The organism is Paenibacillus sp. NPDC058367, from assembly GCF_042723305.1.
Lineage (GTDB): Bacteria > Bacillota > Bacilli > Paenibacillales > Paenibacillaceae > Paenibacillus_AQ.
The window spans coordinates 1-12,365 of sequence record NZ_JBHXIZ010000009.1; the positions used below are offsets into that span (position 1 = coordinate 1).

At 46.6% G+C, this 12,365-nt stretch carries 12 protein-coding genes, 1 rRNA gene and 1 riboswitch; all 13 genes read left to right on the forward strand.

Features of this window, described 5'->3' with window-relative positions:
- Nucleotides 1-93 (forward strand): 5S ribosomal RNA (gene rrf / locus ACFWMP_RS28945); the annotation flags it as partial.
- 238 nt (nucleotides 94-331) lie between these two features.
- Entirely contained in the window at nucleotides 332-1,087 is a 756-nt protein-coding gene (locus ACFWMP_RS28950; protein WP_379425735.1) for an acyl-[acyl-carrier-protein] thioesterase, read from the forward strand.
- A 180-nt stretch (nucleotides 1,088-1,267) separates the two neighbouring features.
- Nucleotides 1,268-1,855, forward strand: coding sequence for an RNA polymerase sigma factor (locus ACFWMP_RS28955; protein ID WP_379425737.1), 588 nt, complete (start codon nucleotides 1,268-1,270; stop codon nucleotides 1,853-1,855).
- Nucleotides 1,830-3,020: a DUF4179 domain-containing protein gene (locus tag ACFWMP_RS28960; RefSeq protein WP_379425739.1), complete on the forward strand. Its 1,191-nt coding sequence runs from the start codon at nucleotides 1,830-1,832 to the stop codon at nucleotides 3,018-3,020. Before ACFWMP_RS28955 ends, ACFWMP_RS28960 begins: the two co-directional genes overlap by 26 nt.
- A 197-nt stretch (nucleotides 3,021-3,217) precedes the next feature.
- Nucleotides 3,218-5,353 (forward strand): DNA topoisomerase III, encoded by a 2,136-nt coding sequence (locus tag ACFWMP_RS28965; RefSeq protein ID WP_339268645.1) that lies wholly within the window; start codon nucleotides 3,218-3,220, stop codon nucleotides 5,351-5,353.
- Between the two features lie 137 nt (nucleotides 5,354-5,490).
- Nucleotides 5,491-6,696, forward strand: coding sequence for an MFS transporter (locus ACFWMP_RS28970; protein WP_379425741.1), 1,206 nt, complete (start codon nucleotides 5,491-5,493; stop codon nucleotides 6,694-6,696).
- Nucleotides 6,697-6,808: 112 nt separating this feature from the next.
- On the forward strand, nucleotides 6,809-7,072 hold the full coding sequence (locus ACFWMP_RS28975) for a DUF1294 domain-containing protein (protein WP_042193264.1): 264 nt from the start codon (nucleotides 6,809-6,811) through the stop codon (nucleotides 7,070-7,072).
- A 40-nt stretch (nucleotides 7,073-7,112) separates the two neighbouring features.
- A complete protein-coding gene (locus ACFWMP_RS28980) occupies nucleotides 7,113-7,547 on the forward strand; it encodes a universal stress protein (protein WP_042184737.1) in 435 nt (144 codons plus the stop codon).
- A 277-nt stretch (nucleotides 7,548-7,824) separates the two neighbouring features.
- Nucleotides 7,825-7,926: riboswitch (purine riboswitch) on the forward strand.
- Nucleotides 7,927-8,136: 210 nt separating this feature from the next.
- Nucleotides 8,137-8,622: a 5-(carboxyamino)imidazole ribonucleotide mutase gene (gene purE, locus ACFWMP_RS28985; protein WP_042184739.1), complete on the forward strand. Its 486-nt coding sequence runs from the start codon at nucleotides 8,137-8,139 to the stop codon at nucleotides 8,620-8,622.
- Nucleotides 8,600-8,830 carry a hypothetical protein gene (locus ACFWMP_RS28990; protein WP_379425947.1) on the forward strand — a complete coding sequence of 77 codons (231 nt, stop codon included), beginning with the start codon at nucleotides 8,600-8,602 and terminating at the stop codon, nucleotides 8,828-8,830. Before purE ends, ACFWMP_RS28990 begins: the two co-directional genes overlap by 23 nt.
- The gene (gene purK / locus ACFWMP_RS28995; RefSeq protein WP_339804134.1) at nucleotides 8,733-9,854 is read left to right on the forward strand and encodes a 5-(carboxyamino)imidazole ribonucleotide synthase; all 1,122 of its coding nucleotides are present in this window, start codon (nucleotides 8,733-8,735) and stop codon (nucleotides 9,852-9,854) included. Before ACFWMP_RS28990 ends, purK begins: the two co-directional genes overlap by 98 nt.
- A gap of 5 nt (nucleotides 9,855-9,859) precedes the next feature.
- Nucleotides 9,860-11,155, forward strand: coding sequence for an adenylosuccinate lyase (purB, locus tag ACFWMP_RS29000; protein WP_076275258.1), 1,296 nt, complete (start codon nucleotides 9,860-9,862; stop codon nucleotides 11,153-11,155).
- Between the two features lie 318 nt (nucleotides 11,156-11,473).
- On the forward strand, nucleotides 11,474-12,364 hold the full coding sequence (locus ACFWMP_RS29005; RefSeq protein WP_379425745.1) for a phosphoribosylaminoimidazolesuccinocarboxamide synthase: 891 nt from the start codon (nucleotides 11,474-11,476) through the stop codon (nucleotides 12,362-12,364).
- Nucleotide 12,365: the final 1 nt, after the last annotated feature.

Consider the following 12,365-nt stretch of genomic DNA (forward strand, 5'->3'; position numbering starts at 1 on the left):
CCACGCGTACCCATCCCGAACACGACCGTTAAGCCCTCCAGCGCCGATGGTACTTGGACCGAAGGGTCCTGGGAGAGTAGGACGTTGCCAAGCACACGAAGCCATTGTTGATTTATCAACAATGGCTTTTTTGTTCCCTTTATCGCTTAATTTAAATAATGTGGATAAGTCATGGGGAAATAACGAAAAAATAAAAGTTACTAACATGTGGATGGAATAATAAAATATATTCAAAAATGAAAGTAGTCCCCAATTTATGTGGATAGAGCAGTGGTATATGTGGATACTTCAAGTAAATGCAAGGATATTTTGCATGGCAGGAGGATAAACAATGGACAACAGTAGTAATCTTGTGTGGATAGAAGATTTTTCTGTACATGCGAGCGACACGGATTATCGTTCGCAGGGTAAGTTATCCTTTATTTTGGATATCATGCAATGTGCGGCAGACTTCGCAGTGGGTAATTTGGGGATAAGTGTGGAAGAAATTCTGAATGCAGGAATGGGCTGGATGATGATTACGTTAGATCTTGATTTTAAGCGTATTCCTCGCCCAAATGATGTGCTTAGCGTACATACCTGGAGTAAAGGTACTAAAGGGGCTTTATGGCAAAGGGATTATCGTATTTTTGATGCAGATCATATAGAGATTGCCACAGCGCGTTCTATATGGGCTTTAGTAGATATTGAGAAGAGAAAGATACTCAGACCGAACGCTCTTCCAGTTCAGGTTAAGCACTATAATGGCGATTCAGTAGGGGATATGCCTGTTAAGGTAACGATCCCTACTGATATTATTATGGAAGAAGCTTATCGGTATCAGGTAAGATATAGTGGGCTGGATAGCAACGGACATCTGAATAATGCCCGATACGGAGATTTATGTTGTGATGCACTTAGTTTAGCGGAATGGGATAATGCAGAGTTCACACGCTTCCGGATTACATATCTACAAGAAGCTAAGTTTGGGGATGAACTGACTATTTTACGCTCAGCTGTAACGGATGATGGTATATATGTCCGTGGCCAGAATAGTGATATTGTATTTTTTGAAGCATGTATTGAGTTGAAAAATATAAATAAGTAAAAAGTTTATAAATATGGAATATTATAAAAGCGATTTCTCCGAGCATCAATCGGGGCAGTCGCTTTTTTTATTGAAAAACAGATGATGTTTATAACATATTTGGAAAAAAATTTGAGCCTGTCACAATTAAAGGGATCACATTCGTTATATAGTTGTAGTCAATAACAAGGAGGTGATTCTTTGGAACGTCGCAGCCCCGGGGTCCAAGTGAATCAAACAATAATTGAAGAGGCTATTGATCAGGTTCTTGCGGGTAACCGCGAAGCCTATAGAACTATAATACAAGCCTATGAAAGAAAGATTTATACGTATTGCTATTATATTTTGAGAAGTCATGAAGAAGCAGAGGATGCTGTGCAAGATATATTTGTAAAAGTGTATCAGGAACTCAGACGTTATGAGAAACGAGTCTCTTTTAATTCATGGCTGTATAAAGTGGCCTATCATCATTGTCTGGATCAGGTTCGCAAACGCAAACGAAGAAACCGTCTGTTGTCGCTATATAAAGAGCAGCAGCCGAAAGCCTATTATAATCCTAACGATGAGGAGCCATTGCAGAAGTTATTTATGGATGATCTGACAGCTGAAGAGAGCAATCTTCTGATTCTTAAGGTAGTAGAGCAGTACAGTTTTGAAGAAATGGGTCAGATTATGGATTGTAATTCAGCTACTTTACGCAAGAAATTTGAACGTCTACGCAAAAAGTTAGTCCGGCAAAGAATAAATGAAGGAGGAAGCCCCCATGGAGAAATGGCAAGATCCAACTGAAAGTCAGAAGATGGAGCACATTCGTCAAACATTCCAAAATCATGAAATGCCGGTAGACAGTTTCAGCGATTCAATTATGAAGCGAATAGGAGACGAGGGAATGGAAAAGCGAGCGTCAAGAAAAAGTGGGAATAAGTTTCTGAAAAAATCATTGGTGGCTGCCGCGGCAGCAGCAGTGTTGGGTGCGGGAATAATCGGTAGCGGATTTATATCCCCAGTCATGGCTGAAACGTTAAAGCAGATTCCTGTTGTAGGAAGTATTTTTAAGGGGATTGACGATAAAGGTCTAAATGCTGCTAAAGAAAAAGGATTATCTACTGCGCCTAACCAAAGCGTTACCCATGATGGAGTGACCTTGAAGGTTACCGATGCCTATTATGACGGCTCGCGGTTGGCTTTTGCGATTGAACGGGAAGGCATTGATAAGGATAAGATGATGGCAGAAATGATTATTGAACCGATTGAATTCGATCCAGCGGTAAAAGAACAGCAGTATGCGAAAGTGACAATGAACCAGTCCGAAAAAGGGTTGTTGGGTTCAGCAGAAGTGAAATTGCCGAATGGAAAGAATTTGGAGAGCCAAATGTCGTCTTTTGGCGATGTTGAGGGTAAAAAGAATGCTATTTTATACGATTATAGAAATCTAAATAATGTAGAGGCTTTGGGGAATGAATTTGAATTAAGCATCACTGTGCCGGTTACACAAATCGCAGAGCCTTTTGAAATCAAGGTGCCGGTGAAAAAAGTAACGGAAGGAATTATCAAGCTTGATCTGAACCAAACAAAAGAGGCAGAAGAATTCAGTTATACGATTACCAAGCTGGAATTAACTCCAGCCACAAGCAGATTACAGCTCAGCGAAGAAGGTAAAGCGCCAACTGTGAAAGAAAAGGATGGATACACAACCTCTGAAATGTTCTATGAAATTGTTGATGAACTAGGCAATGCATTTTCTTCGAGTGGGTCATTCAACTTGCCGGCTATAGTCTATCCTATGGTAGACAAAGATTTCAGTCCGTTCCCACAAACACCAAAAACAATTACAGTTAAGCCGTTTACTTACTCCATTGATGAGAGCCATAAAGCATTAAGAGATGAAGAAGGAAAACAAGTTAAACATTATTATCCGGAGCTTGAAAAAACGATTCAGGTGGAGCAAGAGTAACTATTAATCCCATAAGCAAAAAAAGTCCGTGTCTGCAAAGCAGATACGGGCTTTTCTAATGAAATGAAGATTTCACTCACTGAGTTTTCGTTGTTTGATTTATTTAGTGTATAACGGAGTGACCCGGTAAGGCCTGACGATATTTGCTAACATTCATTTAATGATATAATGAAATTTGATGTGGAAAGGGGAGCATTATGAAGACATTAGTATTGGCGGAGAAGCCGTCTGTTGCACGCGAGATCGCACGAGTCATGGGATGTAATAATAAACAGAAGAGCTATATTGAAGGTCCAAAATATGTGGTTACCTGGGCACTGGGTCATTTAGTCGGCCTGGCAGAGCCTGAAGATTATAATAAAAAGTTTGCAACTTGGGCTTTGGAGGATTTGCCGATTTTGCCGGAGAAGGCAAAGCTGAAGGTGCTGCGTGAGACCAACCAGCAATACAAAGCTGTTCAGCATCTAATGAAGCGTCAGGATATTGAGGAGCTTGTGGTAGCTACGGATGCTGCTCGTGAAGGAGAGCTGTTGGCACGTTGGATTATGAATATGGCGGGGTGGAAAAAGCCATTCCGGCGGCTCTGGATATCTTCTCAGACGGATAAAGCGATAAAAGAAGGATTCGCAAAGCTCCGCCCAGGTCGCGATTTTGATCGTCTGTATGAATCTGCGCGGTGCCGCGCAGAGGCGGATTGGATGATTGGACTGAATGTCACGAGAGCTTTGACATGTAAGTTCGGTTCGCCGCTCTCCGCAGGGCGGGTACAAACGCCGACATTAGGGATGATCATGGATCGTGAACAGGAGATTACGGGTTTCCGTTCCGTTGATTTTGAGACGCTGACTGCTGATTTTGGAGATTTCCAAGCGGCATGGCGGGCCAGTAACGGCGATGGTCGGATATTTGAAAAGGATAAGACGGCAAGTCTAAAGGATAAGCTTACTGGACGCAGCGGCCGTATTATTAAGGTACAGAAGAGTGAGAAGAGTGAACCTCATCCACTCGCTTATGATCTGACTGAATTGCAGCGTGATGCGAACCGGAAGTTCGGCTTCTCCGCGAAGCAGACCTCCAGTGTGCTTCAGCGGTTATATGAGCAGCACAAGCTTGTAACTTACCCGCGTACGGACAGTCGTTACTTAACATCAGATATGACGGGCACACTCAAGGAAAGATTAGACAGTGTAGCTGTCGGCCCATATGCAGCTTTGGCACGTCCACTGCTTCGCAAACCGCTGCCGATTACGAAGCGGATCGTGGATGATAGCAAAGTAAGCGATCACCATGCTATTATTCCGACAGAGCAGACCGTATTGTTAAATGGTCTGAGTACTGAGGAACGTAAGCTGTATGATCTGATTGTACGGCGTTTTATTAGCTTGTTCTACCCACCAGCTCGCTATGATGCGGTAGCTGTCACCGTCAACGTGGAAGGCGAAAGCTTCCATGTCAAAGGGACGACGGTAAAGGATGCCGGTTGGCGTGAAGTGTACGGCGGAGATATGAGTAACGATGACGACGAGGAGCCATCGGATGAGCCAGCAGCTGGGAGTGTGAAGCTACCTGAGCTGCGCGAAGGGGCAACTGTCACAATTGGCCGCTGTATGGTTCGTCCTGGACGAACACAGCCACCGAAACGTTATAATGAAGCTTCGCTGTTGACGCAAATGGAGAAGCACGGACTGGGAACCCCGGCAACCCGCGCGGATATTATCGAGAAGCTGGTAAGCTCCGATACCATTGAACGCCAAGGGAATCTGCTGCATCCGACTGGTAAAGGCAAGCAGCTTATTGAGTTGGTATCCACACAGCTAAGGACACCAGATCTAACCGCTCGCTGGGAAGCTGAGCTGGAGAAAATAGCGCGTGGTCAAGGCAAGCCGGAGCTCTTCTTGCAAGGCATCCGCAGTATGGCACAGGAGTTGGTAACTGGCGTCAAAACTAGTGGAGCAGAATATAAACCGCATAATGTCTCGAACAGTAATTGTCCGGAATGCGGTACAAGACTGCTGGAGAAAAAGAGCAAACGTGGCAAGCTGCTTGTATGCCCTGCAGATAACTGTGGTTATACCCGTGCCGGAGAGAAAAGACTATCGAATCGCCGCTGTCCACAGTGCCATAAGAAAATGGAGCTTAAAGAGGGTAAAGCAGGCATGTTCGTACAATGTTTGGGCTGTGGAATCACAGAAACCTTGGATAAGGATCATAAGCATGTGAATAAACGCGAACAGCAAAAGCTGGTACAGCAATACAGTAAGCAAGAAAGCATTGGTTCTAACCTTGGGGAACTGCTGAAAGCAGCGCTTGAAGGGCAAAAGAAGGATAAGTAAAAAGGATCGCATGTATCGTAATAAAAAGGCTGCTGAGTGTACTCAGTAGCCTTTTTTTCTGTCCACGTAAGTTTTTGTGGTCTACAGATAGGCTTTGAATTAGAATGTTAAGCAAATACATAGAGCAGGTGATTAGGGTGGCAGCTGAACAACAAGTGGATCAACTAAAAGCAGCAGGTAGCCCAGAGGGGCAGGGAGGCAGTAAGTTTTTCTTTCTCGTTATTGTATTTATGTTTTGGTTCTCTTCTTATATTTATGTTCCGGTGCTTTCCCCTTATGTGGAGCATTTGGGAGCATCATATTTTATGGTGGGCATGGTGCTGGGCGTATATGGGTTAATGCAGATTCTGTTCCGACTGCCGATTGGCATCGGTTCGGATTATTTGAATCGGCGGCGTCCGTTTATCTACCTGGGACTGATTGCGAGCGGAGCCAGCTGCTTTCTTTTCATGTGGGGAGCACAGCCTGGGTGGGCATTGGCAGCACGTGCGGTATCCGGTATAGCGGCTTCGGCATGGGTTGTGTACACTGTGATGTTCGCGGGATATTTCCCGAAAGAGGAAGCTGGAAAAGCGATGGGCATGCTGCAATTCACTACGGTGATTGCCCAATTGACCAGTATGATGATCAGTGGCTATATGGTGGAGCATTGGGGCTGGAATACCCCGTTTCTGATTGGAGGAATTGTAGCGATTGCGGCGCTGCTGCTTGCGCTGCGGCTGCCTGAACAAAAACAGGAGAAACGGCAAAGTGCGATCCAGATCAAGGACTTAGCGGGTGTTATGAAGGAGCCACTTCTGGTAAGAGTTTCTCTGCTGTCAGTGTTGGCACACTGTGTGCTATTCATAACGATGTTCGGATATACGCCAAACCAAGCTCTGAATATCGGAGCAAGTAAAGAAAGCTTGGGCTGGCTGACGCTCGCTTTTATGATTCCGCATGCTGTCGCGACCCTCTATGGCTCACGGACATTTGGTAGGCTGCTAGGAGACCGGGGCACGCTTCTCTTAGGCTTCGCGGGAAGTGCATTGTTTACACTTCTTATTCCTTCAATGCCGACGCTAGCGACGCTCTGTCTGACTCAGATAGGAAACGGATTTATGCAGGGACTTATTTTCCCATTGTTGCTAGGCAAGTCGGTGTCAGAAGTAGATCCATATAAGCGTGCAACAGCTATGGGCTTCTATCAGGCGGTTTATGCAATAGGTATGTCGGCTGGGCCGTTCGTGGCAGGCTGGATGAGCGCTCTTTATGGCTTGACCGGAGGGTTCTGGCTGGGTGGAATTGCGGCGGCGCTGGCTGCGGTGTTGTCATGGATATGGATGAAGGATGCGAAGCAGTGAAAAGAAAGAGGCAGGTAGCGAAGTTATCAGAGCGTGTAAGGATGATTGGTTTTTTGTGAAAAAGAGGAATATAATAGAGATAGATAGGAAGCAAGGAGGAGAGCCCGGGAGAATGGTCAAGGTTATAATGTTGTGGTTTGTGGTAATTAATATTATCGGATATGTAGTGATGTCCGAAGACAAGAACAAAGCCCGTAAACGGCGAGAACGTGTACCTGAGAAGACACTTTTTCTGCTGGCAGCTATGGGCGGGGCACTAGGCGTGCTGATTGCCATGTATCGTAAGCGCCACAAAACGCGACATATGTCCTTTAGGATCGGAATTCCGTTACTTCTGTTGCTGAATATCTTTTTGTACAGCTATTTTTTAAGGTGATAGTCTTAATGATTACAAACTAGAAAAAGAGGTGGCGTACATGTTATTCTCTAAAATTTTACTCGCCTATGATGGATCTAAGGCTTCTAATCAAGCATTGGAGCGCGCAATTGAACTCGCAAAAGTAACTCCGGGTTCTACGATGCATGTCGTTCACGCATTTGAATTCCCAAGATTTTTTATCGGAGAAGCTCTAGCACCACTACCGGCTTCAGTAAATAAAGAATATTATGATTTAGCAGTGCAGACTACGGAAGAAGTCAAGGGACGCCTTGAGGCTGAAGGCTTGAATGCTGAGGTTGAGCTATTACAAGGATCTCCCGCTGAAGTGATTTTGAAATATGCTAAAGAACATGCTATAGATGTAATTGTTATCGGCAGCCGCGGACTTGGCGGAATACGTGAGTTTGTTCTGGGAAGTGTGAGCCACAATGTAGTACAAAGCGCCCGCATTCCAGTGCTGGTTGTAAAATAATATAAAGTTAAAAGGGACGCTTATGGCGTTCCTTTTTTCATTAATAAGAAACGAAATGACTAGATTCATATCCAGTAGAGGAATTATATGTATTTCCATGAAGCCTATTCTACAGTTAATATAACATCTGTTGTTAGAGCTAATAGTGTACGGAAAGAAGTCTTTATCATCAAAATAAGTGGTTATTGAGAAATTAAATACGCCTAAAAGCGAACGATTATTAATCGGAATTTACCAATGTTCGTGTTTGAGTTGACATCCTGTGTAGGGGATTGTTAAACTGATGTCATGAGCAACTCGTATAAAACCGGGGATATGGCCCGGAAGTTTCTACCCGGGAACCGTAAATTACCGGACTACGAGGAAATAGGATGATAGAATGCGGCAATGCGGTCCGGGTAACGGAATGATGCATTATGCCATTTTCCGCGCTTAATAGAGCCTAATGATAGGCACGCGGATTATTTTTTCCTAATTTCTTTACTAGTCCGATCCTCCCGCAGCAAAATGCGTCTGGTCATCGGGCTTTTTTTATTCGAATTTACAAGATAAAGATATCCATACTAGTGACTGGAAGGTAGGTCGAATCATGTCTGTGCAGGTAGCTGTTATCATGGGCAGTAAATCGGATTGGGACACGATGGAGCACGCTTGTGCGGTGCTTGAAGAGCTGGGATTATCTTATGAGAAGAAGGTAGTATCTGCGCACCGGACGCCGGACTTGATGTTCAGCTATGCGGAGGAAGCCGCGGGCCGGGGTATTCGCGTCATTATTGCAGGAGCGGGTGGTGCAGCGCATTTGCCGGGTATGGTGGCAGCAAAGACGATCCTGCCTGTGATTGGAGTGCCAGTGCAGTCGAAGGCGCTTAATGGGCTTGATTCGCTTCTCTCCATCGTGCAGATGCCAGGAGGCATTCCAGTGGCAACGGTAGCCATTGGTAAGGCAGGGGCCATTAATGCAGGCCTCCTGGCCGCACAGATTATCGGAGCATTCGATCCAGAAGTGCAGCAGCGCGCGCAGCTGCGGCGGGATGCGATCCGCGACGAAGTCCTTGAAAGCAGCGACAGCTTATGAGACCGGAGGAGCTGAAGCTGCAGGAGGCTGGCGGCGTTACTTCGCCAGCCGCTATGGATGCGTCCGGTACGGACACCGTCCGGACGCTGCTGCCCGGCGCGACCGTCGGCGTGCTCGGCGGCGGGCAGCTCGGGCGCATGATGGCGCTGGCTGGCAGCGCCATGGGCTACCGCTTCGTGGCGCTGGACCCTGCGCCGGATGCGCCTAGCGGTCAAGTCACGCCGCAGATTACAGCGGCGTATAACGACCGGGACGCGGCGCGGGAGCTAGCCCGCCGCTCGGACGTCATCACGTACGAGTTCGAGAACGTCGACGCGGGCGTTGCCGCGCTGCTGACGGAGGAATCGTACGTGCCGCAGGGCAGCGCGCTGCTGTATACGACGCAGCATCGGTTGCGCGAAAAAGCCGCCATCGAGGCGGCAGGCGTACCGGTCGCCCCGTACCGGAAGGTGGATAGCCTTGCGGAGCTGAAAGTGGCGGCGGCTGAACTTGGACTACCTTGTGTACTGAAGACAGCCACAGGCGGTTATGACGGCAAGGGACAAGCCGTGATCCGTCAGGTAGAAGAGCTGGAAGAAGCCTTCCGGCAAGTAGCACCCGGATCCGTTGTGCCGGAGCTGGTGCTTGAGAAGTTTGTAGCTTTTAAGTGTGAAATATCCGTTGTTGCAGCACGCAGTGCTTCTGGTGAGGTTAAGAGCTTCCCACCCTCGGAAAATATTCATGTAAATAATATTTTACATCTGTCCATTGTGCCTGCAAGAGTGGCAGAGGACATTCAGCGGAGAGCATGCGAATTGGCAGAGACATTAATCGCTGGACTTGATGCGGTTGGACTGCTGGCAGTAGAAATGTTCGTCACAGAGGACGGACAATTGTACGTCAATGAGTTAGCACCAAGACCGCATAACTCCGGGCATTACACCATGGACGCTTGCGCGACTTCACAGTTCGAGCAGCATGTCCGGGCGATTTGTAATCTGCCGCTAGGCGATACAACGCTTTTGACACCTGTAGTTATGGTAAATGTACTAGGCCAGCATTTGGATGGCGCGATTAAAGCGACCTGTACACAGGACGAAAAAGATAATAAGCTGGGTGTTGTACCTAAGCTTCATATATATGGCAAGACTGAGAGTAAGACCGGCCGCAAGATGGGCCATATCAATCTGCTCTGCAAGGATACCGGAGACGGCTTGTCCTGGGTGGAGCAATCTAAACTTTGGAGGAACTAAAGAATATGATCGAACGTTACAGCAGACCTGAGATGCGAGCTATTTGGACGGAGGAAAATAAATTCAAGGCGTGGCTGGAAGTTGAGATTTGCGCTTGTGAAGCATGGGCTGAGCTGGGAGTAATCCCGCACGAAGACGCTGCTAAATTGCGTAAAGACGCTAAATTCGACATCGCACGCATTGATGAAATAGAACAAGAGACTCGCCATGACGTTATCGCTTTTACACGTGCGGTCTCCGAGAGCCTTGGCGCAGAACGCAAATGGGTACACTACGGTCTTACTTCTACTGACGTGGTAGATACGGCGCTAGGTTACTTGCTGCGTCAAGCCAATGAGATTCTAGAGAAGGATATCATCAATTTTATTGAGATCCTTAAAGACAAAGCTATTGCTTACAAGGATACGCCGATGATGGGCCGTACGCATGGTGTTCATGCCGAGCCAACTACCTTTGGTCTGAAAATGGCTCTATGGTACGAAGAAATGAAACGTAACCTGGAGCGTTTCCGCCATGCTGCGAACGGTGTACAGTTCGGAAAAATCTCCGGTGCCGTTGGTACGTACGCTAACATCGATCCTTTCGTAGAAGAATTCGTTTGCCGCAAGCTCGGCACAAGCCCAGCTCCAATCTCTACACAAACGTTACAGCGTGACCGTCATGCTGAATACATGGCTGCTCTTGCTTTGGTAGCGACATCGTTAGACAAATTCGCTACTGAAATCCGCGCTCTGCAAAAGAGTGAGATTCGTGAAGTGGAAGAAGCCTTTGCCAAAGGTCAAAAGGGTTCATCCGCTATGCCGCATAAACGTAATCCGATCGGCTGCGAGAACATTTCCGGTCTGTCCCGCGTCATTCGCGGACATATGGTTACAGCGTATGAGAACGTGCCACTTTGGCATGAACGCGATATTTCGCACTCCTCTGTGGAACGTATCATCCTTCCGGATGCGACAATGCTGCTCAACTACATGCTGAACCGTTTTGGAAACATTGTGAAGAACCTGACTGTATTCCCAGAGAACATGAAGCGTAACATGAACCGTACGTTCGGTGTTCCTTTCTCCGGTCGTATCTTGACTAAACTGATCGACAAAGGCCTTAGCCGTGAGCAAGCGTACGATACCGTTCAACCGCGTGCTATGCAAGCTTGGGAAGAGCAAAAACAATTCCGCGATATCGTGGAAGCTACACCTGAGATCACTAACGTTCTTACCCCAGAAGAAATTGAAGATGCATTTAACCCTTCTTGGCACCTTAAGCATGTGGACACCATCTTCCGCAAGCTAGAGCTGCTCTAAAAAATAAGTGCGTTAATGGTTGGGTCGATAAGGAACGAATTCCTCGGAATGAGACCTTAGAGATCCTAAAAAGATAAGTTAGTGGTGAACTAAGGAACGCTGCAATAAATGCAAAGCTGGATGGGGGAGCACTGTAGAGGAAGTTTGGAACTGTAGAAGCGTAGCGTTCGCCTTTATCCTCGGATTTTTACCACGAGAAGCGGTTCAAATCAAGAAATCTGAGGATAACAGCGATCGGAAGTCCAAACATTCCTCGGAAGTGCTTCCTCCTAGACCAGCCCAACTTAGGAAGATCATTAGTTCAAGGGAGGAAAGGTCATGACATCGTCGGCCGTATCCACAGCCGTGGAACTCATCAATGCGCCGCTGCTCTATAAAGGGAAGGTTCGTGAGCTATACGATTTAGGGGAGAATGTACTGATCGTCGTCACGGATCGGATATCTGCTTTTGACTATGTGCTGGACCCAGCGGTACCTGAAAAGGGCAATGTGCTTAACCGTCTGAGTGCGTTCTGGTTCGGAAAGACCAAAGATCTAATGGAGAATCATGTCGTTCATATCGATGTGGATCTGCTCGGAGATATCGTCAAGGACAAGGAAGCTCTCAGAAACCGTGTTATGGTGGTACGCAAAGCGGAGCGCATCGATATCGAATGTGTTGTGCGTGGGTGCATCACCGGTGGGGGCTGGAGACAGTATCAAGAAACTGGCAAAGTGAATGGTATTGAGCTTCCTAAGAACTTGCGCAAAAATGCGCTGCTGGCACAGCCAATCTTTACCCCTGCGGCTAAAAACGATGTAGGTCATGATGAGGATATTCCTTTTGAAAAGATGCAGGAGTTAATCGGTGCTGATCTGGCACTCGAGCTGCAGGAGAAGAGCTTGCAATTGTTCTCTTTTGCTAGAGAGTATTGTGCTGAGCGGGGAATCATTCTAGCAGATTGCAAATTTGAATTCGGCTTGCTGGATGGCAAGGTGATTCTGATTGATGAGATTTTTACGCCGGATGCTTCACGTTTCTGGGCTAAGGACAAATACGCTCTTGATATCGAAATTGATAGTATGGATAAAGAACCTGTTCGTACGTATCTATCTGCATCCTCCTGGGATAAAAATAGCAAACCTGATCCACTTCCAATAGAAGTAGTTGAAGAAACAACGCGCCGTTATCTGGACATTTATCATCGTCTTACTGGCAAGTCTTTATAGC